Genomic DNA, 24,128 nt, shown 5'->3' on the forward strand with positions numbered 1-24,128 from the left:
CGCTACGGTCATCGTTGCTCCTGGATGCTGGCAGTCTCCTGCCAAATGACCGTTTACACAAAACTAATTACACCCTCCCTCTCATTGAATCCTGGCGTCGTTACTCCCAAGCGCCATGCGCGTCGACCTCGTAGGCCGCGCCAGGACAGCATCCTCATCACGATACCGCTCTACAACAAAATCGATAAAAGACCGAACGACCTGAGTGATGAACGGCTGGCCCGAGTAAAGCATCCATACCGTACGCTCGTTGCTGTCGAGCTGGAAATCGCGTAGCAGAGCAACAAGCGACCCTTCGGCCAGCTCCCGCTCAACCAGAACGTTCGCAATGCGCGCAATGCCGAGGCCCGTGACGGCAGCGCTTTTGACTGCCAGCAAGCTTTGGGTTATCAGGATCGGGTTCAACGAAACCCGATGCGCGCCATTGAAATCCCTGAACTCCCAATAGCGGTTCGGCGCATCCGTCGCCAGCAGGATGTCATGTTCGGTCAAGGCAGCAGGCGTGGCCGGCTGTCCCCGGCGCGCGATGTAAGCCGGAGCCGCGACGACCACGTCATGCATGCGCACCAGCGGCCTGCATACCATGGAGGAGTCGCGCAGGCGCCGCTCAGCCGTGAAGCAAAGATCATAATTTTCCGCCGCGATCTCGTTGAGCGTTTCATATACGGTGACATCGAAAGACACGTGCGGCTGCTCCGCGCGAAATGCGGTCAGAATCACCGCAAGCTTGCTTTGCGAGAATGAAGCGGGCGACGCGATCCTGAGACATCCGACAGGGTGGGCCGCCGTCGAAATAATGCGCTGCTCCATCGCCGTCAATTGTCTGAGCAGGTCCCGGCATCCCTCGAAATACGCCTGGCCCGCCGTTGTGAGCGCCACCCTCCGGGTAGTGCGATTGATCAGCCGGATCCGCAGATGTTTTTCGAGCGTTGCTACGCTACGTGTCACCATTGCATTCGATATGCCGAGCTGGCGTGCTGCGTCGGCGAAGTTCAGGCACTCCGCGACCTTTGAGAAAATGCGCATCGAATCGAGCTGATTCATGACTTGTCATCCGGGGTCACCAACATTGCTGTCAGCTTGCAGCAGCGTTGGTGACGATAGACGAACCGTCCGATTACAAAATTGATATCTTTCTAGAAGGCATGCCGCAGCGCGACGCGGCCGACAAACTGGTTCTGCGTCGATGACGGAGCGTCGGTGCCGGGAATAAAGGCTCCATTGAGCGGCGCTGCCGAAGCGGAAACGGCTGAGACATGTTGATACATACCCTGCACGTAGACGTCTGTCCGAAGCGACAGGTTGTAGTCCACCATCAGGCCGAACTGGTTCCACTTAGGCTTGGAGTCTCCGGCAGAGCTGTTGAAATGACCCATTGTGTAGGTGTACATGGCCCCCGCGAAAAGATCCTTGGAGAACTGGTATTTGAAGTTCGCTTCAAAGTTATCGAATTTCAACGAGCTTGCCGTGTTGGCAAAATTGCCCACATACACGGATCCCGTAGCGTTGGTCAGGTCGGTATGCGAGTAGACCAACCCCAGTGTCGTGGCGGACCCGATCGTGTAGTTTACTCCGCCGCCCCAGACACGTTCCCGGCTCGCGAAGAAGTTTGTGTCATTTGTGGCGAGTGAGCCACCCGTCGTCCCGCCCGGGTTGTTGATCTGCATGTACGCTGCAGCCACTGTCAGCGGACCGGTTGCATACTGTGCGCCGAAGCTGTACGCGCGATTGTTTGCAAAACCGCCGGCCTGATTGCTGAACCCGTACAAGCCGCCGAAGGTGAAGCCGCCATAGTTGTTGCTGGCGTATTTGACCGTGTTGTTGAGGCGGAACGAGTTGTCAGTGTTGTCGTTGTCCAGCGGGTGGGACATCAGGTAACCCGCCCAGTTTCCGTTTGCCGTCAGCGGCGCGAGGTAGTCGACAACCGAGTCGTACTGCCGGCCAAGGGTTACAGTACCCAACTTCGCTGAGCTAAGACCCACGTAAGCCTGCCGGCCAAACATGCGGCCTCCCTGGTTAAGGCTTCCGGAATTGACGTCGAAACCATTCTCGAGCTGGAATACTGCCTTGAGTCCACCGCCCAGATCCTCCGATCCTTTAAGGCCCCAGCGGCTTCCTTGAGCGTAGCCGCTTTGCAGTTGTTCGTTCGAATGGCCTCCCACGTTACTCGTGTAGTTGAAGCCTTCGTCGATCACGCCGTAGAGCGTTACGCTGCTCTGAGCGAAGCTCGAAAGCGGACAGGCAAACACGCCCATTGTCGCGCCGGTGATCATTAGTTTTTTCATTTTCGGTTCCCTTGGATGAACTTTGATTTAATCGTGCGACAGGGACCTTCGACGTCCTTGATCGAGGTCTCCGCGGCGCGCCAGGGGAACTTTAAAATCGTCATAAATAGCGGCGACATGCAATTCTCTTTTGCGAAAATTGCGTGGTGTCCGACCCACTATCGGCTGGGCCACGAGTTGGCCCGACCGCGCAGATAACAAGCTTGTAATCGCGGCGTCAGCGTCAGGACAGTGCCGGTTACGCAGAATGAAGTCCTGCTCATCACCACCCTAAGGCGATGAGTCACGGGCTTCAATCATGGTGACTGAAGCCATATTTATAGAGGTCTGCTTATCATGAAAAAGATTATCTGCGCACTCTTGACCGCTGCTCTGATTGTTCCGGCCGTATCGTTCGCGCAAACCAGCAACGGTCCCGTTACTCGCGCCCAGGTACGTGCCGAACTTGTGCAACTTGAAAATGCGGGCTACCGGCCCGCCACAAAGCAAATTCATTATCCCGATGAGATTCAAGCGGCTGAAGCACGCGTGCAAGCAGCGGATAACGCTTATGCATCGCATAACGGCGCACCGGCAAACACAGCGGCTGCGGCCCCTGCGTCAATGCCGGTAGTGTCGGCCAACTAAGCCAGGCAGGTCGCAAGAATGCGTGGAACCGGCGGCGCGAATTGATCGCCGTTCAGAGCACGGTTTAGCATTCAAGAACGAGGTGCAAGAGGCACGGCTTCAGTCAGGACATGACCTGACCGAAGTCGTTAGCCGCATCGATATAGTCGATGCCGCCTTCTCCTTGCAGCTTTGGAAGAAAACCCCTGCAACAGCGCGCCTAGTTATACCCAAGTATTGCAATGGCCGTGATGTCGGCACGATCGGACACGTTGCAGGCGAGCACGGTCATAGGTGCCTGCAGCATCGACACGTAAGAGGAGCATTGCTTTTCGGTTTTGGGGATTGCCTTGGATCCCTTGCTGCGGCTTATTGCAGGCGACGAGGTCGAGACATTGAGATGATTGAACGTCTTCATGTTGAACACCACTTCGTTTAGTTATCGGCGAAAACAACGGCGTGCCGCGGTAGACATATGTGCGCCATCGCACAATCCCGAGACTAAGCACCGGACAGCCGAAGTTCGTGTTCTTCCAGTAAGCGCCAACTGCTAACTTCAGGACATTGGTAGTGTTACCAATGCGGCCGCACAGGCCCGTGCCGCCTGGGTCCCGTGTGGCGTTAAGCGTATGTTTGGGGCAACAGTATTGGAAGGTTCGCAAGCGCGGGCGCGATTAGCGGCATTCGATGGAAACTGCCGCAAGTGCCTGGGATTATCGGTGCTTGGGATTTGGCCTGAACCAGTGTCGTCGTCTTGCGCCCCACAAGGCGGATACGTTACAAGAATGACCACGTGAACAGCGATGCGATATCAAGCGCGATGCATACGTGGTGTGCTGCTTTCCGAGGGTGTCACCGTTGGCCCTAAGCGCGATGCGCTGGGTGAAAACGAGACCCGCGTTGCATCGAATGGTCCCATGTGTTTTCACGGCCGCGCCGCTCCGGCGTAGTGGCGTTTATTCTGCCAGCGGACGGTTCGACGTCGCTTCAAGTTCTTCAGCAAACCCTGCTGCCTCATCCTGCGCCGGACCCTCAAGACCTAGTTGCCGCCGTGCTTTCTCCCAATACTCGTCTGCGCGTCCATCGGGACTACCGTCTTGTTCCCAAAGATAGAACGCAAGCGTGCGAATCTGCTCTTCCGACATTTCGACGTCCATAGTCTGCCCCGTAAAAGTGAGTATCCGATCCGAAAAACTTCAGTCAACGCAAAGCGTGACCGTGCCAAGCTCGCTTGAGCTTAATGGTGTTGGCAGCAATTTTCGTGACACCGAAGACTTAAGCTGAGGCGCGGGCGAAGGCGGAGGGTGCCGGGGCGGGTCGAAATACCTGGTGAACGGCGACGCGGCGATCAAAACCGCACTGAACGTATGAAGAATGAATCGCCAAGGCAGAGCGCTTGAAAACAGGGGCAGGGTGCTCGAACCTTGGCGCAGCAGCGCGGCTTCGTCGCGCACGATCGGGCTATGAAAAAACGCGGCCGCCCTTCAAGAGCGGCCGTTACGAGTCACATCGCTTAAGCCGGGCGGCGTATCGCGCGGGTACTTCAAGGACTAAAAAATCACATACACCTTGCGCATGGCTTCTTCCACTTCCCACAGCCCCTCGGTGTTCGCCTCGAAAAACAGTGTGTCGCCGCTGGCGAAGTGAATCGTGTCTTCGCCGTCCGGCGTAAAGCGGCCGCGTCCCGCGAGGAAATGCATCACTTCCGCCTGCTTCACCGAGCGCCGATACGTCCCCTCCGTGCATTCGAAAATGCCGGTGTCAATCGCCTCACTGCCTTTGATCACGCGTTGCACGCCGGAGACTTTAATCGGCGTTGTACCGGGCAAACCGGCGCTGCCCCAATCCTCGAGATTTTGCAGGCTGACGCTCTGCTTGATTTGCTGAACCTTCATGTGGACCTTATTGATTCGTTATTCGTAACGTCAGACCGCGCTATCCCGCTCTACGGTTCGCTCGATTTTCCCCAGCCGCACAACGGTCACGCCGGGGCGCAACTGCCGCAACGAAGGCATCACCAGCATGCAGTCGTCGTAAGGCGTATGGATCGGCTCGCCATTCGACCACCCGATCAAGCTGCCCGCTTCCGGGAAAATTTCCAGACCCGTGTAAGGCGCGGCAAAGCGGAAATCCATGCTCTGCGCCACGACCGGTTGCGTCACACGCACAACGTGCATGGTTTGCGGCAGGGGGCTCAGCCAGTCTTCAGGCAGGTCTTCACTGTCGACCACGCCGGACAGCAGCAGGAAACGTGCGGTGGTATCGCGGGCGACCGTGACCGCGCTGCGTTCCCAGTGCTGTCCGCATTCGATCAACAGCGCGTTCTTGGGGCTGCCCGCATCGCCGAAACCCTCGTAGTCGCGCATGCGGCGGCCTTCGGGATGGCCTTCGTCGCAGATCACCGTGGCCGGCGTGCCGAGCCGCAACGACAAGTCGATGCCCTTGTCCAGCGGACCCGCGACAATCAACGGCCTGCTGCGTTCGTGCATGGAGTGGAGGTCGAGCAGGGCGTCCACGGTATCAATGACCGGACGCATCTCGCGAGCTCGTTCAAGCTCGCTGGACGTACGCGACGTGTCGTCGAGCACCTTGCTGGTCCACACGCGGTTGAAGTCCTGGTCGACGAAACGCGCGGCATCGGGCTTCGACGGATCGAAGCCCGCATACGCCGCGACGTTCGCGAACGAGAGCGTCAGGCGGCCGCGCCGTGGCCGCAATTTCAGGCGCAGCAGGGCGTCGACCACAATTGCGCCGCATACCTCGTTACCGTGCGTCAGCGCGTTGATCATCACGTGCGGTCCCGGCAGACCGGAGTCGAACGTGTGCACGTATGGAATGCCCGTCCCGGACTCCGCATGCACCGAGATATCGGGGAACGTGACTTCGATTGGATAATGCTCAGCCGGCGTGCTCATGCGAGATTCCCCTGGCACAGGTACTTGATGGAGAGATAGTCGTCGAGGCCGTACTTCGATCCTTCGCGGCCATAACCGGATTCCTTCACGCCGCCGAACGGTGCTGCTTCGCTGGACAACGCGCCTTCGTTGATGCCTACAATGCCCGCCTCCAGCGCGCGCGACACACGGTCGATACGGCGCAGGTCCTGGCTGTAGAAATACGAAGCGAGGCCAAACGGCGTGTTGTTGGCGGCTTCGATGGCCTCGGCTTCATCGTCGAAACGGAACAGCGGCACGACCGGCCCGAAGGTCTCTTCGCCGCACAGGAGCATCTCGTGCGTGGCGTCGGCGAGCACGGTCGGCGCGTAGTAGTTCGGGCCGAGTTCGGGCAGGCGCTTGCCGCCGGCGAGCACGCGCGCGCCGTGCGCGAGGGCGTCGTCTACGTGGCGGGCGATCTTGTCGAGTGCGCGGATGTTGATCATCGGACCGATCTGCGCGTCAGGGTCGGTGGCGGGCGCGACCTTCAGTTCGGCAACGCGGCGGCTCAGCATGTCCGCGAATTTATCGTAGATGCCTGCTTGTACATACACGCGGTTGGGGCACACGCAGGTTTGTCCGCCATTGCGGAACTTGGAGGCGAGAAGGCCCGTGACGGCGGCGTCCAGATCGGCGTCATCGAAGACAATGAACGGTGCATTGCCACCCAGTTCCAGCGATAACTTCTTGAGCGTCCCTGCCGATTCACGCGCCAGATACTTGCCCACCGGCGTTGAACCGGTAAACGTGATCTTGCGCACGCGCGCGTCTTCAAGCCAGTCGGCAACGGTCGCCACCGCATGATCCCGCGAGGCCGTGATGAGGTTGAGCACGCCCGCCGGCACGCCGGCCTCGTGCGCCAGCAGGACCAATGCCGATGCAGTCAGCGGCGTGTCTTCAGCGGGCTTGGCGACCACCGTGCAGCCGGCCGCGAGCGCCGGCGCGATCTTGCGCGCGATCATCGCGAGCGGGAAATTCCACGGCGTAATGGCAGCAACAATGCCGACAGGTTCCTTCACCGCCGTCATGCGTTTGCCGCGCTGCTGCTGCGGGATGATGTCGCCGTAAATGCGCGTGGCTTCGTCGGCGAACCACGCAACGTACGACGCGCCATACGCCACTTCGCCCCGGCCTTCGGCCAGCGGCTTGCCTTGTTCCAGCGAGATCAGCGCGCCGAGCGCGTCCTGGTTCGCCATGATCAGCGCGTTCCATTTATGCAGGATCGTCGCGCGTTCTTTCGGTAGCAAGTTGCGCCACGCAGGCGCTGCGCGTGCGGCGGCGTCGGTGGCGGCGCGGGCGTCGACGGGGCTGCTGTCGGCGACTTGTGTGATGACCGTGCCGGTGGCTGGATCCGTGACGGCGAAGCGTGCGCCGTCGGCGGCCGCGCGCCATTGGCCATCGATGAAATTATCCGAGCGGATCAACTCCTTCAGTTCGAACTGGCGTGTCATAAGTCCATGCTCCTGATTTAAGCCAACTAATTTAAGCGCAATGCTTCAGGCGTGCTGGTTCAAGCCAGCCGCGCAGCAATTGCCTGACCGACTTCCGTTGTGTTTGCCTTGCCGCCGAGGTCGCCGGTATGCGGGCCTTCCTTGAGCGTTGCTTCGATTGCCGCAAGGATCGCATCGTGCGCGTCTTTTTCCGGGCCTTTGAACTCACCGAGGAACTCGAGCATCATGGCCGCCGACCAGATCATGGCGACCGGGTTGGCGATGTTCTTGCCCGCGATGTCCGGCGCCGATCCATGCACCGGTTCGAACAGCGACGGGAATTTGCGCTCGGGATTCAGGTTGCCTGAAGGCGCGAGCCCGATGGTGCCGGTGCAGGCGGGACCGAGATCGGACAGGATGTCGCCGAACAGGTTGGTGGCCACGACCACGTCGAAGCGGTCCGGATTCAGGACGAAGCGGGCGCACAGGATGTCGATGTGCTGCTTGTCCCATTTGACGTCCGGATAGAGCGCCGCGACTTCGGCGGCGCGCTGGTCCCACCACGGCATGCTGATCGCAATGCCATTGCTTTTCGTGGCGACGGTGATCTTTTTCTTCTCGCGGCGCTGGGCGAGATCGAAGGCGAATTTCAGCACGCGTTCGCTGCCGTGGCGCGTGAAGACGGATTCCTGAAGCACGAACTCGCGGTCCGTGCCTTCGAACATCACGCCGCCCACCGATGAATATTCGCCTTCGGTGTTTTCACGCACGATCCAGAAGTCGATGTCGCCGGCCTTGCGGTTCGCGAGCGGCGACGGCACGCCTTCGAACAAGCGGGCCGGGCGCAGGTTGATGTACTGGTCGAATTCGCGGCGGAATTTAAGGAGCGAGCCCCACAGCGAGATGTGATCGGGAACGGTGTCGGGCCAGCCGACCGCGCCGAAGAGGATGGCGTTGCAGTCCTGCAGTTGCGCTTTCCAGTCGTCCGGCATCATCTGGCCGTGTTTCAGGTAGTACTCGCAGCTCGCCCATTCAATATGCTTGTATTCGATGGAAATGCCGAAGCGCCTGGTGGCGGCGTCGAGGACGCGGATGGCTTCGGGCATGACTTCTGTGCCAATGCCATCGCCGGGGATGATTGCAATCTTGTACGTCTTGGTCATGTTCGGAATCCTGTTAAGGGTTTATCGCATAAGGGTTTGCACCCGGGCTGGCACCAGCCTGTGGCGATTATTTTATTCCGTGCGGCAAGGCTTAAAATCAGCGTTTTAGTTAAGCCACTGTGCACGAAGCGTGAATAATGAATATCCCGTCTTCCCCGAATCTCGATGATCTCCGCGTCTTCTGCACCGTCGCCCGCAAGTCCAGCTTCAGTGCGGCGGCTGAGGTGCTGTCGGTCTCGGCGGCTTATGTCAGCAAGCGCGTGAGCGTGCTCGAAACCGATCTCGGCACGCGCCTGCTGCATCGCTCCACGCGCCGCGTCGCTATTACCGAGGCCGGCGAACGGGTCTATGCGTGGGCTGAAAAAATCCTCGACGACGTCGACCACCTCGTGGAAGACGTATCCACCACGCGGCGCATTCCACGCGGCACGTTGCGGATATCCAGCAGCTTTGGTTTCGGACGGCATATTGTGGCGCCCGCGCTGGCGCGTCTCTCCGACCAGCATCCGCAACTGAGCGTGCGCCTGGATCTGTTCGACCGGCTGGTGGATGTGGCGGGGGAAGGTTTTGACCTGGATATCCGCATAGGCGACGAGATCGCGGCGCATTTGATTGCCAAGCGGCTGGCGTCGAATCATCGTGTGTTGTGCGCTTCGCCGGATTACGTGGAGCGTCATGGCGCGCCAAAGCAACTGGCCGATCTCGCGAGCCATGCGTGTCTCGCGATCAAGGAACGTGACCATCCGTTCGGTTTGTGGCGCTTGCATGTGCGTGGCGAACCGGTTTCGATCAAGGTGACCGGGCCGTTGTCGACGAATCACGGCGAGGTCGCGGTGCAATGGGCGCTGGCCGGGCGCGGGATCGTGCTGCGCTCGCTGTGGGACGTTCGCCCCTTGCTTGAGAGCGGCCAGTTGGTGCAGGTACTGCCCGATGTTACGCAGCCCGCCAACGTCTGGGCGGTGTACCCGGCGCGGTTGGCGGCTTCCGCGAAAGTGCGGGTATGCGTGGACTTTCTCGCCGACGAGTTCGCACAATGGAACCTGCCGGTGCCCTAAGATTCGCTAACTGTGATTCTGTGAAAACAGGCTTTCGAGCGGGTAGTGATTCTTCACGAACGGCGACTTGATGATGATGAAGCTGAAGTACTTCTCAATGCCGATATCGCGCTCGAGCAGGCCTTCAATAATGCTTTGGTAATGACTGACGCTGCGCGTGACGAACTTGAGCAGGTAGTCGTATCCGCCGCTTGCCAGATGGCACTCCACGATTTCATCCACGTCCTTGATCGCCGCGACGAACTTGATGAAGTCCTCGCGGCGATGATCCGCGAGCGTGACTTCGGTGAATACGATCTGTACGTCGCCGAGCTTCTCCAGCTGGATCTGCGCGCCATACCCGACTATGTACCCGGCCTTCTCCAGCCGCTTCACGCGAATCAGGCACGGGCTTGGAGAGAGCCCGACCGCGTCGGCCAGCTCGACATTCGTGATGCGGCCTTTCTTCTGCAATTGCGAAAGGATGCGCAGATCTATGCGGTCAAGCTTGCCTTCGCTGCTCATCGTCAGGGTGTCTCTCCAGTTGCGTGGGATCGTCTCGACCGTGTCATTCGATCCGGGTCATTTGATCTTTGATTTGATCTTATCACGCAGCTACGTGAGCCTTCACCTTGCCTTTGGCCTCTGCTTCGGCTCCGCCCGGGGCCTTGTTCAGCTTCAGCGCGGCGCGGACTTCCGGCTCGGCGAGCACGTCGTCAAGCGTCTTCTCAAGGCGCTCGAACATCAGGTCGAACTCTGCTTCGGTGTAGCTGAGGGCGGGCGCAAAACCCAGGATATTGTCGCCGAAAGCGCGGAACACCAGGCGGTTACGGTACGCGGCGGCGGTGATCCGGTCGGACAGGTTAAGCGATGCGTCGAAACCCGCTTTGGTTTCCTTGTCCGAGACGAGTTCGAGCGCGCCCAGCAATCCGCGGTGCCGTGAATCGCCGACCAGCGGATGCGCGAGCAGCGCGTCGAGGCCGCGTGCAAAACGCCCGGCAAGACGAACGCCGTTCTCGAGCAGGCCGCCTTCGTGATAGAGGCGCAGCACTTCGAGGCCGATCGCCGCGCTGACCGGATGCGCCGAATACGTATGACCATGACCGACGATCGCAGCCGTGTCGCCGTTTGCGATGCCCTGGTACACAGCGTCCGACATCAATACCGCGCCCATCGGTGCGTAGCCGGCCGTCAGGCCCTTGGCGACCGTCATCAGGTCCGGAGAGACTTCTTCGGCCTGGCAGGCGAACAGCGGGCCGGTACGGCCGAAACCTGTGATGACTTCGTCGGCGACGAACAGGATGTCGAGCTTGCGGCACGCTTCGCTCATGGCTTTCAGCCAGCCGAAGGGCGGCACGATCACGCCGCCCGAGCCCTGGATCGGTTCGCAGAAGAATGCGGCGACATTGCCCGCTCCGAGTTCAGCGACCTTTGTTTCCAGCTGGGCGACGGACGCGGCGATAAGCGCGGCGTCATCGGCGAAATTGTTGCGGTACGCGTACGGCGACGGGATGTGATGCTGGTTCGGCAGCGGCACGTCGAAGTTGCGATGGAACGCCGGCAGGGCGGTGAGTCCTGCGCCGACCGACGATGACCCGTGGTAACCGCGTTCGAGCGCGATGATGTGTTTCTTCGATGACCGCCCGGTCGCGTTGAAGTAGTGCGTGATGAAACGCAGTGCCGAGTCGACCGCGTCCGATCCGCCCAGCGTGAAATACACGTGCTGGAGCGAGGCCGGCGACAACTCGACCAGTTTCTCGGCCAGTTCGATCGCGGGTGCGTTGCCGAAGTGGAAATAGCTGGTGGCGTAGGGCAGCTTGGTCATTTGTTCGGCTGCCGCTTTCACGATGCTTGGCTGGCCGTAGCCGACGTTGACGCACCAGAGGCCGGAGAAGGCGTCCAGGAGTTCGTTGCCTTCGGCGTCGCGCAGGAACGAGCCGCTGGCGGAGTCGAGTACGGTGACGCCGCGGGCTTCGTGGGCGCGGTAGTTGATGACCGGATGAATCAGATGCTTGCGGTCGGCTTCGATGAGTGATTGGATCGACATGGGGATTTTTCTCGTCGCGGAAAGGGGCTGATGACCGTTCCATACTAGAGAAGGAGGGTGGTGCCCCGACGCCCTAAACAATTCGTGAAATAGCGCGAATGCCGCGTTTTGCAGCGTGTCCGCAGCATTTTCTGCGGCAGACGCGCAAAACCGGTAATTCGTGGCGATTTGCCGTGATGAAGGGCGGACCGCCAACGCCAAGTGCGAACGACCCTCGCCGGAAGGCTTTTACATCATGGCCTGGTTGATGATCCCGAACTGCCTGACGTCCGGATCGGCGGGAGGAAAGGGCGCCGCCAAATCCGGCCCCGCACTCTTGGGCCCATTCAAAACCATCTTCACCACCGTATCCACCCGCGGTAGTCCCAGTCCGTCCAGCCACTGGGTCAAGCCGCTATCGCCCGGGGTATCGATACGGACAAACACCCCCTCGTTCAACGACAGCCAATGACTGATCAAGGCCTTCGCCCGGCTTGAATCAGGTGCATCCGGAGCCACCACCGGCCCGATCGCAAACCCGCGGCCAAAACGCCGGAACAAGGCAAAACCAAGCAACTCGCCATCGCGGTCCAGCGCAATCCCGTCCGCATTCTCAAGCAACGCCGGCAGCACCTCGCCCCGATCCAGCCCGGATGCCCGCGAAGCCAGTTCAATCAACCTGGGGGTATCGTTGGAACCCAGCGGCCGCAGCCGCTCCCCCGCCGGCAACGACACCAGCGGCGGCTGGAATGCCGCTCCCTGATGCTGGTCCAGCGTGCCGGCAGCCCGGAACCCCAACTTCTCATACAGCGGCTGTCCGGCAGGCGTTGCGTGCAGAAACGTCACGCGCTCCCCCAGCCGTTCCAGCACCAGTTCCATCAGCTTCTTGCCAATCCCGCGGCCCTGCCATGCCTGCGACACGATCACCATTCCCAACGACGCGCGCTCAAGCCCGTAAGTCCAGCACAACGCGGTGCCAATCACCCCATCTGCCGCTTCGGCGACAAACCCCGTGCCCGCCTGCAGCACGAAACGCCAGTCGTCCGCCCGATGCGGCCACTTCAGCTCGACGGTCAACGCATGCGCCGCGGCGATATCGTCGCCGGTAAAGGCTCTATAGGTAACTTGCTCGCTCATTCGTTCGTTGACTTGCTCGGACACGCCGACCTCCCTCGATGGCTTTCACTTCAGCCGCTGCGCAACCCACTCATCAGGCCTTTTATCAAACTTAAATCAAGCTCAGGTTTCACGCCGCCACTCTCGCACCCCACAAACAACGTGGCTAGGACGATCTTTTCATGAAAGAACGCTGAAGCCGCACCGCACGAACTTCAATGCAAAACGGCGTGCCGGCGCTCTCATAACGCGTGTGATCTGCTGAGCCGCTGTTTTTGTCGAAGATAAATGCTGCACGGCCGGCCCTACGATTTCATAAGGTCGCGCAGGCCGCTCGCTGCGGCGGGTCCGGCCTCCGAGGCTTGGCCGCCGCACACATGAAAGCAAGGGCAAACCCTGACCCTGCGCACGGGCCGCGAAGAGGCCGCAACGCCAACCGCATACTCTGCTGCCGACACCCTGAAAAACGCGTGTTTTGTGTTTTTGGATTGCGCGAATCAGGGACACCCATGTTTTTTGCGCTGATTAAATCTATTACAGGAATGCACTTCCCTGTTTTCGCCACTGAACCGCTCGCCGGTTCATATCAACGATAGGACTATCACCATGATCGAATTCGAACCGAAGTACATCACCTTCGATTGCTACGGCACACTCACCAGATTCCGCCTCGCCGACATGACGCGGGAAATGTACGGCGACGTGCTGAGCGGCCCCGATATGGACAAGCTGATTGCGTTCTTCTCGGGTTATCGGCGCGATGAAGTGCTCGGTGCATGGAAGCCGTATCGCGACGTGATCGTGAATGCGTTCAAACGGGCCTGCAAACGCATGAATGTCGAATTCGATGAAGCCAAGGCAGAAACGTTCTACACCGCCGTGCCGACCTGGGGTCCGCACCCGGACGTACCGGAAGGCCTCTCGCGGCTCGCGAAGAAATACAAGCTGGTGATCCTGTCGAATGCGTCGAACAACCAGATCCAGAGCAACGTCGACAAGCTCGGCGCGCCGTTCCATGCTGTGTTCACGGCCGAGCAGGCGCAGTCGTACAAACCGCGCATGCAAGGCTTCGAGTACATGTTCGACCAGTTGAACTGCAACCCGGAAGACGTGCTGCACGTGTCGTCGAGCCTGCGCTACGACCTGATGACCGCCCACGACATGGGCGTGAAACACAAGGCGTTCGTCAAGCGCGGCCATGAACCGTCGACGCCTTACTACGAGTACACCGAAGTCGACGACATCCCGCATCTCGCCACGCTGCTCGGCCTGTAAGTGTTTGTCGTACGCGTTTGTTGCAGGCAACTCCGGTTCCAACGCTTCTTGCATCAGGGAATCATCGTATGAAGCTCGACTCCTACTGGCTCGACACCGCGCCGCCACTGCGCTCGGCGAGCGACGGCCCGGTCGATGGCCATGTCGACGTGGCGGTGGTCGGGGCGGGCTTCACGGGCTTGTCGGCGGCGCTGGCGTTGGGCAAGCGCGGTGCTCTGGTGGCCGTGCTGGACGCGGGACGAATTGGCGGCGGCGCGTCGGGCCGCAACGGCGGTCAGGTCAATACCGGCGTCGCGCAGGATTTCGCCGCGCTGGTCCAGCAGCTTGGAGTGGAGAAGGCGCGCGGATGTTATCGGGCGTATGCGGCCGCGGTCGATACCGTCGAACGCCTGATCCGCGAAGAGCAGATTGAGTGTGATTACCTCGCATCGGGCAAGTTGAAGCTGGCTTCAAAACCCCATCATCTCGCGCATCTGGAGAAGACAGCGGAGGTGATCCGGCGTGAGGTCGATGCCGATATCGAGATCATCGGCCGTGACCGGATCCGGACGGAAGTTCAGTCGGACAGTTTTTTCGGCGGCCTGCTGCAGCGTCATGGCGGCCAGATGCACATGGGCAAGTTTGCCGTCGGTCTGGCGGACGCCGCCGCGCGTCATGGCGCAAAGCTCTACGAGAACGCGCCCGTGACGTCGATAGAAAAGATCGCTGACGGGGGTTACAGGATCGTGTGCGCGCGCGGTGAAGTCCGCGCAAAGCAGGTGCTGGTCGCGACCGGACCGTCGCGGCAAGGGCCGTTCGGCTGGTACCGTCGACGCCTGGCGCCGGTCGGTTCGTTCATCGTGGTGACGGAGCCGTTGCCGGCCGACCTGATCAACCCGCTTTTCCCGAATCGCCGTGCATATACAACCTCGCGCCTGATGCACAACTATTTCCGCATCACGCCCGATTCGCGGTTGCTGTACGGCGGCCGGGCGCGCTTCACGGCGTCCGAGCAGCCGTCGGACGCGAAGAGCGGACGCATCCTGCAGGACGGCCTCGCGGAGATGTTCCCGGCGCTGGCGCAGGCACGCATCGACTATTGCTGGGGCAGTCTCGTCGATATCACCGCGGACCGGCTGCCGCGTGCGGGCCAGCATGAAGGCATCTATTTTTCGATGGGTTACAGCGGCCACGGCACGCAGATGTCCACGCACATGGGGCAGGTCATGGCCGATGTCATGGACGGCCGCACCGCTGCGAATCCGTGGCGTGAATTCGAGTGGCCCGCGATTCCCGGCCACACGGGCAAGCCCTGGTTCCTGCCGCTTGTCGGCACGTACTACCGCATCAAGGATGTGTTTTATTAAATTCGACTAGCCGCGTTTTTCTGCCGCTCGACGTCTTTGTATCGACGTTCCTGCATCAAGCCGAAATACACCAAGACCAAGACCAACCCCAGCCACCTCGCGGAGAAGTTTCAATGACTAAAGAAAATCTGCAACACGCCGATGCCCCAGCCGGGACTCAAGTGAGCGAACTCGAGCGTCTGACGCGGCGGGGCGCATCACGGCGCGAGGTGTTGCGCGCGCTGGCCGCGGCCGGCATGGCCTCGATCACCGGGGCAGGGTTGCTCACCGCGAGCGGCGCGGCGCTCGCGCAGGAAAAACCGAAGCAGGGCGGCAAGATACGCGTGGCGACGCAGTCGGCATCCGCCGCGGATACGCTGGATCCGGCCAAGGGCGCACTCGGCACGGACTATGTGCGCGCAAACATGTTCTACAACGGCCTGACCGAACTGGACTCGCATCTCGGCGCGAAGATGGCGCTGGCGGAGTCGCTGGAATCGAAAGATGCGACCGTGTGGATCGTGAAGCTGCGCAGCGGCGTGCAATTCCACGATGGCAAATCGCTTGCGCCGGCCGACGTGATCTATTCGCTGATGCGCCACAAGGATCCGGCGACGGCATCGAAGGCTAAAACGCTCGCCGACCAGTTCAAGGAAATCAAGGCCACGGGCCCGAACGAGCTCACCATCACGCTGGAAGGCGCGAATGCCGACCTGCCGGTGATCCTGGCGGACTCGCACTTCCTCATCATCAAGGACGGCACGACCGACTTCAAGACGGCTATTGGCACCGGTCCCTTCAAGCTCAAGGATTTCTCGCCGGGCGTGCGTACGGTCGGCGTGAGGAACGAGAAGTACTGGAAGCCGGGCATGCCGCACCTGGACGAGGTCGAGCTGATTGGGATTGGCGACGAATCCGCTCGCGTGAATGCGCTGCTTTCCGGCGATGTGCAACTGATCAACGCGATCAGCCCGCGCTCGACGGGCCGCATCAAGGGGACGCCGGGCTTTACGGTGCTGGAGACGAAGACGGGCCAGTACACCGACCTGATTGTTCGCGACGACGGCGGGATTACCGGCATCGATGATTTTCGTCGGGGTATGTTCTATCTATTGGACCGCGAGCAGATCCGCCGCGCCGTGTTCCAGGGTTTCGGCACGATCGCCAACGACCAGCCGATCGATCCGACCAACAAGTACTACATGCCCGGCATTCCGCAACGCCCCTACGACCCGGAGAAAGCCAAGTTTCACTTCCAGAAGGCGAAGGTGGGCAACACGCCCGTGCAGATTTTTGCATCGCCGGCGGCTGACGGCTCGGTGGAAATGGCGGTGCTGTTGCAGCAGGCCGCGCCCGCGGCGGGGCTGAACCTGCAGGTCACGCGCGTGCCCGCCGACGGCTACTGGTCGAACCACTGGATGAAACATCCGCTGGGCTTCGGCAATATAAATGCCCGCCCAAGCGCCGACGTGCTGTTCACGCAGTTCTTCAAGTCGGACGCGCCATGGAACGAAGCGAACTGGAAGAGCCCGAAGTTCGACCAGATGCTGCTGGCGGCGCGCGGCGAACCGGACGACGCCAAGCGCAAGCAGATCTACGGCGACATGCAGGTATTGGTGCACGAGAACGGCGGTGTCGGCATTCCGATGTTCCAGAGCTCGATCGACGGTTTCACGACCAAGCTCAAGGGCCTGGGTTCGATCCCGCTGGCCGGCCTGATGGGCTTCATGTTCGCGGAGCATGTCTGGCTGGAGAGTTAAAACAGGGCTAAGCGGTCCTGTAAATCAGGCAGTAAAGCACGCCGCCCGCGCGGGGCGTGCTGTTTCAACCCCGGAGGCGGAACATGAAAGCACACGCGTCACGACTTATCGCTGCTCGCCTGGGCCTTGCACTGCTCACCCTGCTGATTGTCTCGGCAGTGGTATTTGGCATCACGGGCCTGCTCCCCGGCGACGCCGCGCAGCAGGCGCTCGGGCAGGCAGCCACGCCCGAAGCGGTCACAGCGTTACGGCACCAGTTCGGGCTCGACCAGCCGGCCTTGCAGCGCTACCTGGAGTGGCTCTACCTGATCGTCACCGGCAACTTCGGCACCTCGTTGTCCAATAGCTTGCCGGTCAGTCAACTGATTGCCACCCGCCTGCCCAACTCGCTCATGCTGGCCGGATTGACGGCGCTCGTGTCCGTGCCGGTCGCGCTGTTCATCGGAATTTTCTCGGCCATGTTTCGCGGCTCGCTTCTCGACCGCGTGCTCAACGTGCTGACGCTGTCCACGGTCGCGGTGCCGGAGTTCCTGATCGCGACTATCGCGGTGCTGGTGTTTGCCGTGAAGCTGCGCTGGCTGCCCGCGTTGTCGTATTTGTCCGAGGTGTCGTCGTTCGGCGGACTGCTGCGGATCTACGCCATGCCCGTCATGACGCTGTGTTGCGTGCTCGTCGCCCAGATGGCGCGCATGACACGCGCCGCCGTGCTCGACCAGCTCAATGCGTCGTACGTCGAGATGGCGATCCTGAAAGGCGCGTCGCCCATGCGTGTGGTCCTGCGCCACGTGCTGCCGAACACCATTGGCCCGATTGCGAATGCGGTGGCGCTGAGCCTGTCGTATCTGTTCGGCGGCGTGGTGATCGTCGAATCGATCTTCAATTATCCGGGTCTCGCCAGCCTCATGGTCGACGCCGTCACGAACCGTGACATGCCGCTGGTACAGGGCTGCGTCATGGTGTTCTGTGCGGCTTACCTGCTGCTTGTGCTGATTGCCGACCTGGCTCAAATCATATCCAACCCGAGGCTGCGTCAACGATGAACCGACCCGCCAACTCCTCCATTCACCATCCCGGCACCGAGCTCTACGAAATGGGCCTCGATGAAATCGTCAATGACCTGGCCGTGCCGGAGCCCGAGCCCGAGCCTGAGCTCGCAGGGCCAAGGCCGGGCGTGCTGAAGCGGCTGCACCGGCGCTTCTCCGTGCTCGGCATGATCGGCCTCGTGATGGTCGTGTTCTGGCTGACAATCGCGGTCATCGGCCCGTGGATAGCGCCTTATAAAAGCGGCGCGCTGTCGTCCGTGGATGTGTTCGCCGGGTCGAGCCGTGCGTTCCTGCTTGGCACCGACTATCTCGGCCGCGACATGCTCAGCCGGATTCTCTACGGCACCCGTTATACGGTCGGGCTGGCCTTGGCCGCAGCGTTGCTGGCGAGCCTGATCGGCACGTTCTTCGGGTTGGTTGCTGCCGTGTCAGGCCGCTGGGTCGATGAAATCCTGAGCCGCCTGTTCGATGCGCTGATCTCCATTCCGAGCAAGGTCCTTGCGCTGGTCGTGATCGCCGCGTTTGGTTCGTCCATTCCCATGTTGATGGGCGTCGCCGCGCTTGCCTACATCCCCGGTGCGTTCCGCATCTCGCGCTCGCTTGCGGTCAACGTGATGACGCTCGAATACGTGCAGGTCGCGCGGGCTCGCGGCGAAAAGCTGTTCTACATTGCCCGCGTGGAAGTGCTGCCCAACATGATCCATCCCATGCTCGCCGACTTCGGCCTGCGCTTCGTGTTCATCGTGCTGCTGCTCAGCGGCCTGAGCTTCCTGGGCCTCGGCGTGCAGCCGCCCAATGCCGACTGGGGCTCGCTGGTGCGCGAGAACATTGGTGGCCTGGCCGAAGGGGCACCTGCCGTGATGATGCCGGCTATCGCGATTGCGACGCTGACTGTCGGCGTGAACCTGCTGATCGATAACCTGCGCCGCCGTGGCGGCCGCGGGCAAGGAGCTGCGCAATGAATGCCCACGCGAGCGACATGATTCGAGTGAAGGGCTTGCGAGTGGTGGCAGGCGCCGCCCCCGATCCGGTGACGGAGATCGTGAAAGGCGTCGACTTCTCGGTGAAGAAAGGCGAAGTGCTTGCGTTGATCGGCGAGTCGGGATCGGGCAAGACGACCATCGCGCTGGCGTTGCTGGGGTATGCGCGGCAGGGCTGTTCCATCAGTGGCGGATCGGTGCGGATCGGCGAGACGGAAGTGCTCGAGCTCGACCAGCAAGGCCGCCGGGCGCTGCGTGCCCGGACGGTGGCGTATGTGGCGCAAAGCGCGTCGTCGGGGTTCAATCCGGCGCGCACGATCATCGACCAGGTGACCGAGCCTGCGTTGCTGCATCGCCTGATGACGAAGGACGCGGCGCGGCGCAAGGCGATCGAGTTGTTTCGCGCGCTTGCGTTGCCGGAAGCCGATACGATCGGCGAGCGTTATCCGCACCAGGTCTCGGGCGGCCAGTTGCAGCGCCTGATGGCGGCCATGGCACTGATCACCGATCCAGCCGTAGTGGTGTTCGACGAGCCGACGACCGCGCTCGATGTGACCACGCAAATTGAAGTGCTCGCGGCGTTCAAGAAGGTGATCCGTGAGCTGGGAACGACGGCGGTCTACGTGTCGCACGACCTGGCCGTGGTGGCGCAAATGGCGGACCGGATTGTCGTGTTGAACGGCGGCGGGGTAAAAGAGAATGGCCTGGTGGCGCAAGTGCTCGATGCGCCCGCTGACGCGTACACGCAGCAGTTGCTGGCCGCCACGCGGCGGCCGGAACCGGAGTTGTGCGTGCAGACCGCGGCGCAGAAACTCGCGCCGCCCCTGCTCGAAATCCGCGGCCTGGCGGCGGGTTATGGCCGTATCGACCGTCATGGTGCGCCGGCCGTGCGCGTGCTCGACGACGTAAGCCTCTCCATTGCGCGCGGCTGCACGCTGGGGGTGATCGGGGAATCAGGGTCGGGCAAGACGACGCTGGCGCGCGTGGTGGCGGGTCTGGTCGACCGGGCGCGCGGTGAAGTTTTCTTCGACGGCAAGCCGCTGCCTGCCCAGCTGTCAAAACGTACTCCTGAGCAATACCGCCAGATCCAGATCGTGTTCCAGAACGCCGATACCGCGTTGAACCCGAGCCATACCATTGCCGATATCCTCAGCCGGCCGCTCGCTTTTTATCATCGGCTGCGCGGGGCGGCGGCGCGCAAGCGGATGCTGGAACTGCTCGATCTCGTCAAGCTGCCGGCTTCCATTGCGCAGCGCACGCCGGCGGGTTTGTCGGGTGGACAGAAGCAGCGTGTCAACCTGGCGCGCGCGCTCGCGGCCGATCCCGCGCTGATCCTCTGCGATGAAGTCACCTCCGCGCTCGACACCGTGGTGGGTGCGGCGATCCTCGACCTGCTTGCCGAACTGCGCCGCGAGCTGGGCGTGTCCTACATGTTCATCAGCCACGACATTTCGACAGTGCGTTCCATCTGCGATGAAGTGATCGTGCTGTACGCGGGACATCGCGTGGAGGCGGGCGAGCGCGAGGTACTCGCGGCGCCGCCGTATCACCCGTACACAGGCTTGCTGGTCGACTCCGTGCCGGCGCTGAAACCCGGCTGGCTGGACGCACGCCGCCTGGTCGGCAGCGCTGCGTTGCCGCAGATGGGCGAGAGCGCCGACATACCTGAACTGTGCAGCTTCAGGGCGCGCTGTCCGGTGCGGATCGACGGTAAATGCAACGCCACGCCACCCTCCGTGAAGAAGCTGCCCTCGGGCGCGGAAATTCTTTGCCATCATTCAACGGCCGAGCTGAGCCGGATGCAGACCATAGAGGTAGTTGAAGCATGAGCGGACGGTTCGTGCGGCTGGCGGAAACGGAGCGCAAGACGTTTGTGATAACAGTCGACGGCGTGGCGCGGCAGGCCGCCGATGGCGACACGCTGATGGTCGCCTTGCTGACCGGCATGAGGACCTTGCGCGACTCCGAATTCGGCGATGGCCGGCGCGCGGGTTTTTGCCTGATGGGCGCGTGCCAGGATTGCTGGGTCTGGACCGCTGACGGTGACCGGTTGCGCGCATGCACCACGCCGGCGGTTGCGGGCATGTCGATCGTTACGCAACTTGCCACCGCCGGGGAGGGCATATGGCCGCGCGAGTGATCGTGATCGGCGCGGGACCGGCCGGTGTGCGGGCGGCGGAAGCGCTGGTCGAAGCAGGTCTGCGGCCTACGGTGATCGATGAAGGGCGAAGGGATGGCGGGCAGATTTATCGACGGCAGCCGGAGGGTTTTATGCGCTCCTATGAGACGCTCTACGGCACCGAAAGCACACGTGCGGCTGCCTTGCATCAGAGCTTCGATGCGCTCAGGAACCGCATCGACTACCTGCCTGAGACGCTTGTCTGGAACATCTCGGCGAACGCCGTGCATCTTGTCAGCGGCGACTCGTACAGGACGCTCGAATTCGATGCGCTGATCATTTGCAGCGGCGCAACGGACCGGTTGATGCCAGTCAAGGGCTGGCACTACGCCGGCACCTATAGCCTGGGGGGGGCGCAAGTCGCGCTGAAGTCGCAAGGGTGTTCGATCGGTTCGCGAGTCGTGCTGATGGGCACCGGACCGCTGCTTTACCTCGTCGCTGCGCAGTATGTGAAAGCAGGCGCAGCAGTGTCCGCCGTCTTCGACACCTCCACGCTTTTGCAACGGTTCAGTGCGTTGCCGAAGCTGCTCGCCATTCCCGCCGCGTTGAAGAAAGGCATCGCTTTGATGGGCGTGCTGAGGCGTGCGCAGGTGCGGGTGTATCGCGGCGTGCGGCCGCTTGAAATAAGCGGTTCGCCCGAGCACGGCGTGAGCCACGTCGAAGTCGCGCTGCAAAGCGGTATGCCTTTCAAGGTGGCTTGCGACGCGGTCGCGCTCGGTTATCACTTGCGTCCGGAGACGCAGCTCGCCGATCTGGCCGGCTGCGGATTTTCCTTCGATGAAGCCGCGCAGCAGTGGCTTCCCGCTACCGATGAAGACGGTCGCAGCAGCGTCAAAAGGGTCTATCTGGCGGGTGACGGCGTGCGCATCCGTGGCGCCGATGCGGCCGAACGCTCCGGTCGTCTCGCTGCCCTCGCTGCGATGCAGGACGCTGGCCTGAAGGTTGAAGATCTGGCGGCCCTGCGCGAACAACTGCGGGTCTTCAGCCGCTTCGCCGCCGGTTTGCGCAAGGCCTTTCCCTGGCCGGCACGCTTCGCGAGCATGTTGCCGGACGAGACTATTGTGTGCCGTTGCGAAGCCATTACCGCGGGCGAGTTGCGCCGCGTGGTCCGCGAAACGGGTGCGCAGGAAGCGAATCGCGCGAAGGCATTTTCGCGCGTGGGCATGGGCCGGTGCCAGGGCCGCTTTTGCGCTCACGCGGGAGCGGAAGTGATCGCGGCGGCGGCTTCCGTGCCGCTGGCGGCCGTTGGACGGCTACGTGGGCAAGCGCCCGTCAAGCCGTTGCCGGTCAGGCTGGTGGAGGAAGAGGAAGCGGAGGCGAGTGAATGACCGCGAATTCCCGGGGCGCCAAGAGGACTGCTCAGCTAACCGATCGCCGGGCCGATGTGATCGTGATCGGCGGCGGCATCATGGGCACGACCACCGCGTTCTTCCTGCGCCGCCGCAACCCCGCTTGTTCCGTGATCCTCCTCGAGCGCGGCCTGACAGGCCAGCAAGCGAGCGGCGTCAACTTCGGCGGTATCCGCAGGCAGGGCCGTGCACTGCCGCAACTCGCGATGGCGAACCGCGCGCTCAACACGTGGCAGCGTTCGAAGGAACTGCTGGGCGAGGACGTCGAATTCCTGCCGTCGAGCCATACCCGGGTCTGTTATCACGCGCACGATGCGGACACCTTCGATCGCTATGCCGCCGATGCCCGCGCCTATGGCCTTGAACTGGAAGTGCTGCACGGCCAGGCGATGTTCGAGCGTTTCCCTTTTCTTGGCCGCGAAGTACTGGCGGCGTCCATCTCGCCGCTCGACGGCCATGCGAATCCGCGCCTCGCCGCGCCGGCCTTCGGTCGGGCGGCGGCGCGGCTTGGCGCGCAAGTGGTGGAGAACACGGAGATCGCGCAGGTGGAGAAGGACGGCGATGGTTTTCGCGTGGAAACTGCGGCAGGCGTTGTGTATCGCGCCGCGCAGCTCGTGATTTGCGCGGGCGCCTGGGCAGCCCGGCTCAGCGAGCAGTTCGGCGAGCCGGTGCCGCTGCGTGCAAGCGGACCGCAAATGTCCGTCACTGAACCCGTGCCTTACGTCTTCAAGTCGTCCATTGGGGTGTTCACATCGATCAAGCAGGAGGGCATCTACTTCCGCCAGATTCCGCGCGGCAACATCATCATAGGCGGCGGGCCACCCGGTCCCGCCGATACCCTCACGCGACGCGCGTCTGTGCTGCCGGTGAATACCGTGCGTCAGATCGCGCAGCTTCGCCGGCTGGTTCCCGCAATGGCGCCGCTGCATGTGATCCGGGTCTGGAGCGGCGTGGAAGGGTACTTGCCCGATGGCGAGCCGGTGATCGGCCGCAGCTCGACAACCGACGGTCTGTTCTATGCGTTCGGCTTCAGCGGCTCGGGGTTCCAGATTGGCCCGGGCGTGGGTGAGACGCTGGCCGAGTTGATCGATACCGGTACGACACCGATTCCGCTCGATGCGTTTTCGGTCAGCCGGTTTGCGGCGTTTGCCGCTTCACCGCCGGCTCAACCCGTGGTGGCCACGTCATGAAACAGTCCATGCCGCTGACCGAAGCGCGTGCGTTTATCGAGGCTCACTTCGATGAACCCGTGACGCTTGCACAACTGGCCGAGCTCTCCGCGCTTAGCGTGTCGCGGTTCGCGACCGCGTTCCGGCAGCAGTTTGGTTCCTCGCCTTACCGGTATTTATGCGGACTACGGATTGAGCGCGCGCAGGCCTTGCTGCTGGCGGGCGTACCGGGATCGGTGGTTGCAGCTGAAGTCGGGTTCTTCGACCAGAGCCATTTCGCCCGGCACTTCAAGCGTTTCTGCGGAATGACGCCGAGCATGTATCTGAAGCGCTCGCGCGCCCGATGTTCAGCGCAGGGCAGCAGTGTGTTGTCGCGCGGCGCCGCTACTGAAAATGAGTCAGCGGACCAGCGAACGCTCTGCGAGGAAATTGCGTGAGGGTGGCGTTTAATTAAA

General features: G+C 61.8%; 23 protein-coding genes. 12 read left to right on the forward strand and 11 right to left on the reverse strand.

The window, feature by feature from the left end; all coding sequences use genetic code 11:
* Positions 1-81: 81 nt before the first annotated feature.
* Positions 82-1,044: a LysR family transcriptional regulator gene (locus tag AWB69_RS23225; RefSeq protein WP_062089170.1), complete on the reverse strand. Its 963-nt coding sequence runs from the start codon at positions 1,042-1,044 to the stop codon at positions 82-84.
* Positions 1,045-1,136: 92 nt separating this feature from the next.
* Complete coding sequence (locus tag AWB69_RS23230) at positions 1,137-2,285, reverse strand: porin (protein WP_062089171.1); 1,149 nt, start codon at positions 2,283-2,285, stop codon at positions 1,137-1,139.
* Positions 2,286-2,621: 336 nt separating this feature from the next.
* Between AWB69_RS23230 and AWB69_RS23235 the strand changes: the two genes are divergently transcribed.
* Positions 2,622-2,912: a DUF4148 domain-containing protein gene (locus AWB69_RS23235; protein WP_062089172.1), complete on the forward strand. Its 291-nt coding sequence runs from the start codon at positions 2,622-2,624 to the stop codon at positions 2,910-2,912.
* Between the two features lie 199 nt (positions 2,913-3,111).
* Here AWB69_RS23235 and AWB69_RS23240 read toward each other — a convergent pair whose 3' ends face one another.
* The 6 genes from AWB69_RS23240 to AWB69_RS23265 all read right to left on the reverse strand — a co-directional run bounded on the left by AWB69_RS23240 (position 3,112) and on the right by AWB69_RS23265 (position 8,417).
* Positions 3,112-3,309: a hypothetical protein gene (locus tag AWB69_RS23240; protein WP_062089173.1), complete on the reverse strand. Its 198-nt coding sequence runs from the start codon at positions 3,307-3,309 to the stop codon at positions 3,112-3,114.
* Positions 3,310-3,847: 538 nt separating this feature from the next.
* On the reverse strand, positions 3,848-4,048 hold the full coding sequence (locus AWB69_RS23245; RefSeq protein WP_062089174.1) for a DUF2934 domain-containing protein: 201 nt from the start codon (positions 4,046-4,048) through the stop codon (positions 3,848-3,850).
* A gap of 393 nt (positions 4,049-4,441) precedes the next feature.
* Entirely contained in the window at positions 4,442-4,786 is a 345-nt protein-coding gene (locus AWB69_RS23250) for a cupin domain-containing protein (protein WP_062089175.1), read from the reverse strand.
* Between the two features lie 30 nt (positions 4,787-4,816).
* Positions 4,817-5,806 (reverse strand): M14 family metallopeptidase, encoded by a 990-nt coding sequence (locus tag AWB69_RS23255; protein WP_062089176.1) that lies wholly within the window; start codon positions 5,804-5,806, stop codon positions 4,817-4,819.
* Positions 5,803-7,275 carry an NAD-dependent succinate-semialdehyde dehydrogenase gene (locus tag AWB69_RS23260; protein WP_062089177.1) on the reverse strand — a complete coding sequence of 491 codons (1,473 nt, stop codon included), beginning with the start codon at positions 7,273-7,275 and terminating at the stop codon, positions 5,803-5,805. Before AWB69_RS23260 ends, AWB69_RS23255 begins: the two co-directional genes overlap by 4 nt.
* 59 nt (positions 7,276-7,334) lie before the next feature.
* Positions 7,335-8,417 (reverse strand): tartrate dehydrogenase, encoded by a 1,083-nt coding sequence (locus AWB69_RS23265; protein ID WP_062089178.1) that lies wholly within the window; start codon positions 8,415-8,417, stop codon positions 7,335-7,337.
* A gap of 143 nt (positions 8,418-8,560) precedes the next feature.
* Between AWB69_RS23265 and AWB69_RS23270 the strand changes: the two genes are divergently transcribed.
* Positions 8,561-9,472 carry a LysR substrate-binding domain-containing protein gene (locus tag AWB69_RS23270; protein WP_156528946.1) on the forward strand — a complete coding sequence of 304 codons (912 nt, stop codon included), beginning with the start codon at positions 8,561-8,563 and terminating at the stop codon, positions 9,470-9,472.
* 6 nt (positions 9,473-9,478) lie between these two features.
* Here the strand turns inward: AWB69_RS23270 and AWB69_RS23275 are convergent, their stop codons facing one another.
* From AWB69_RS23275 to AWB69_RS23285, 3 genes are all read right to left on the reverse strand, one after another.
* Entirely contained in the window at positions 9,479-9,976 is a 498-nt protein-coding gene (locus AWB69_RS23275; protein WP_062089182.1) for an Lrp/AsnC family transcriptional regulator, read from the reverse strand.
* 82 nt (positions 9,977-10,058) lie between these two features.
* Positions 10,059-11,498, reverse strand: coding sequence for an aspartate aminotransferase family protein (locus AWB69_RS23280; RefSeq protein ID WP_082913538.1), 1,440 nt, complete (start codon positions 11,496-11,498; stop codon positions 10,059-10,061).
* A 228-nt stretch (positions 11,499-11,726) separates the two neighbouring features.
* Entirely contained in the window at positions 11,727-12,614 is an 888-nt protein-coding gene (locus AWB69_RS23285; protein WP_062089184.1) for a GNAT family N-acetyltransferase, read from the reverse strand.
* Between the two features lie 585 nt (positions 12,615-13,199).
* Here AWB69_RS23285 and AWB69_RS23290 point away from each other — a divergent pair.
* From AWB69_RS23290 to AWB69_RS23335, 10 genes are all read left to right on the forward strand, one after another.
* A complete protein-coding gene (locus AWB69_RS23290; protein ID WP_062089186.1) occupies positions 13,200-13,868 on the forward strand; it encodes a haloacid dehalogenase type II in 669 nt (222 codons plus the stop codon).
* A gap of 68 nt (positions 13,869-13,936) precedes the next feature.
* The gene (locus tag AWB69_RS23295; protein ID WP_062089187.1) at positions 13,937-15,214 is read left to right on the forward strand and encodes an NAD(P)/FAD-dependent oxidoreductase; all 1,278 of its coding nucleotides are present in this window, start codon (positions 13,937-13,939) and stop codon (positions 15,212-15,214) included.
* Between the two features lie 113 nt (positions 15,215-15,327).
* Positions 15,328-16,953, forward strand: coding sequence for an ABC transporter substrate-binding protein (locus AWB69_RS23300; protein ID WP_062089189.1), 1,626 nt, complete (start codon positions 15,328-15,330; stop codon positions 16,951-16,953).
* 83 nt (positions 16,954-17,036) lie between these two features.
* Positions 17,037-17,993: an ABC transporter permease gene (locus AWB69_RS23305; RefSeq protein WP_062089191.1), complete on the forward strand. Its 957-nt coding sequence runs from the start codon at positions 17,037-17,039 to the stop codon at positions 17,991-17,993.
* The gene (locus AWB69_RS23310) at positions 17,990-18,958 is read left to right on the forward strand and encodes an ABC transporter permease (protein WP_082913539.1); all 969 of its coding nucleotides are present in this window, start codon (positions 17,990-17,992) and stop codon (positions 18,956-18,958) included. Before AWB69_RS23305 ends, AWB69_RS23310 begins: the two co-directional genes overlap by 4 nt.
* On the forward strand, positions 18,955-20,805 hold the full coding sequence (locus AWB69_RS23315) for an ABC transporter ATP-binding protein (RefSeq protein ID WP_062089192.1): 1,851 nt from the start codon (positions 18,955-18,957) through the stop codon (positions 20,803-20,805). The genes AWB69_RS23310 and AWB69_RS23315 overlap by 4 nt, the downstream gene beginning before the upstream one ends.
* Positions 20,802-21,116 carry a (2Fe-2S)-binding protein gene (locus tag AWB69_RS23320; protein ID WP_062089193.1) on the forward strand — a complete coding sequence of 105 codons (315 nt, stop codon included), beginning with the start codon at positions 20,802-20,804 and terminating at the stop codon, positions 21,114-21,116. The genes AWB69_RS23315 and AWB69_RS23320 overlap by 4 nt, the downstream gene beginning before the upstream one ends.
* Positions 21,101-22,483, forward strand: a complete 1,383-nt coding sequence (locus AWB69_RS23325; protein WP_062089194.1) for an FAD/NAD(P)-dependent oxidoreductase — start codon at positions 21,101-21,103, stop codon at positions 22,481-22,483. The genes AWB69_RS23320 and AWB69_RS23325 overlap by 16 nt, the downstream gene beginning before the upstream one ends.
* Positions 22,480-23,694, forward strand: a complete 1,215-nt coding sequence (locus tag AWB69_RS23330) for an NAD(P)/FAD-dependent oxidoreductase (protein ID WP_062089195.1) — start codon at positions 22,480-22,482, stop codon at positions 23,692-23,694. Before AWB69_RS23325 ends, AWB69_RS23330 begins: the two co-directional genes overlap by 4 nt.
* A complete protein-coding gene (locus AWB69_RS23335) occupies positions 23,691-24,110 on the forward strand; it encodes a helix-turn-helix domain-containing protein (RefSeq protein ID WP_062089196.1) in 420 nt (139 codons plus the stop codon). Before AWB69_RS23330 ends, AWB69_RS23335 begins: the two co-directional genes overlap by 4 nt.
* Positions 24,111-24,128: the final 18 nt, after the last annotated feature.

Origin of the sequence: Caballeronia udeis (genome assembly GCF_001544555.2) — a bacterium.
GTDB classification, from domain to species: Bacteria; Pseudomonadota; Gammaproteobacteria; order Burkholderiales; family Burkholderiaceae; genus Caballeronia; species Caballeronia udeis.

Bases quoted from the DNA above. Each gene is read 5' to 3' on its own strand.
- AWB69_RS23310 (WP_082913539.1), top strand. From the start codon at position 17,990: ATGAACCGACCCGCCAACTCCTCCATTCACCATCCCGGCACCGAGCTC.
- AWB69_RS23305 (WP_062089191.1), top strand. From the start codon at position 17,037: ATGAAAGCACACGCGTCACGACTTATCGCTGCTCGCCTGGGCCTTGCA.
- AWB69_RS23230 (WP_062089171.1), bottom strand. From the start codon at position 2,285: ATGAAAAAACTAATGATCACCGGCGCGACAATGGGCGTGTTTGCCTGT.
- AWB69_RS23335 (WP_062089196.1), top strand. From the start codon at position 23,691: ATGAAACAGTCCATGCCGCTGACCGAAGCGCGTGCGTTTATCGAGGCT.
- AWB69_RS23275 (WP_062089182.1), bottom strand. From the start codon at position 9,976: ATGAGCAGCGAAGGCAAGCTTGACCGCATAGATCTGCGCATCCTTTCG.
- AWB69_RS23330 (WP_062089195.1), top strand. From the start codon at position 22,480: ATGACCGCGAATTCCCGGGGCGCCAAGAGGACTGCTCAGCTAACCGAT.
- AWB69_RS23300 (WP_062089189.1), top strand. From the start codon at position 15,328: ATGACTAAAGAAAATCTGCAACACGCCGATGCCCCAGCCGGGACTCAA.
- AWB69_RS23280 (WP_082913538.1), bottom strand. From the start codon at position 11,498: ATGTCGATCCAATCACTCATCGAAGCCGACCGCAAGCATCTGATTCAT.
- AWB69_RS23235 (WP_062089172.1), top strand. From the start codon at position 2,622: ATGAAAAAGATTATCTGCGCACTCTTGACCGCTGCTCTGATTGTTCCG.
- AWB69_RS23320 (WP_062089193.1), top strand. From the start codon at position 20,802: ATGAGCGGACGGTTCGTGCGGCTGGCGGAAACGGAGCGCAAGACGTTT.
- AWB69_RS23255 (WP_062089176.1), bottom strand. From the start codon at position 5,806: ATGAGCACGCCGGCTGAGCATTATCCAATCGAAGTCACGTTCCCCGAT.
- AWB69_RS23295 (WP_062089187.1), top strand. From the start codon at position 13,937: ATGAAGCTCGACTCCTACTGGCTCGACACCGCGCCGCCACTGCGCTCG.
- AWB69_RS23315 (WP_062089192.1), top strand. From the start codon at position 18,955: ATGAATGCCCACGCGAGCGACATGATTCGAGTGAAGGGCTTGCGAGTG.
- AWB69_RS23250 (WP_062089175.1), bottom strand. From the start codon at position 4,786: ATGAAGGTTCAGCAAATCAAGCAGAGCGTCAGCCTGCAAAATCTCGAG.
- AWB69_RS23225 (WP_062089170.1), bottom strand. From the start codon at position 1,044: ATGAATCAGCTCGATTCGATGCGCATTTTCTCAAAGGTCGCGGAGTGC.
- AWB69_RS23245 (WP_062089174.1), bottom strand. From the start codon at position 4,048: ATGGACGTCGAAATGTCGGAAGAGCAGATTCGCACGCTTGCGTTCTAT.
- AWB69_RS23285 (WP_062089184.1), bottom strand. From the start codon at position 12,614: ATGAGCGAGCAAGTTACCTATAGAGCCTTTACCGGCGACGATATCGCC.
- AWB69_RS23265 (WP_062089178.1), bottom strand. From the start codon at position 8,417: ATGACCAAGACGTACAAGATTGCAATCATCCCCGGCGATGGCATTGGC.
- AWB69_RS23290 (WP_062089186.1), top strand. From the start codon at position 13,200: ATGATCGAATTCGAACCGAAGTACATCACCTTCGATTGCTACGGCACA.
- AWB69_RS23260 (WP_062089177.1), bottom strand. From the start codon at position 7,275: ATGACACGCCAGTTCGAACTGAAGGAGTTGATCCGCTCGGATAATTTC.
- AWB69_RS23325 (WP_062089194.1), top strand. From the start codon at position 21,101: ATGGCCGCGCGAGTGATCGTGATCGGCGCGGGACCGGCCGGTGTGCGG.
- AWB69_RS23240 (WP_062089173.1), bottom strand. From the start codon at position 3,309: ATGAAGACGTTCAATCATCTCAATGTCTCGACCTCGTCGCCTGCAATA.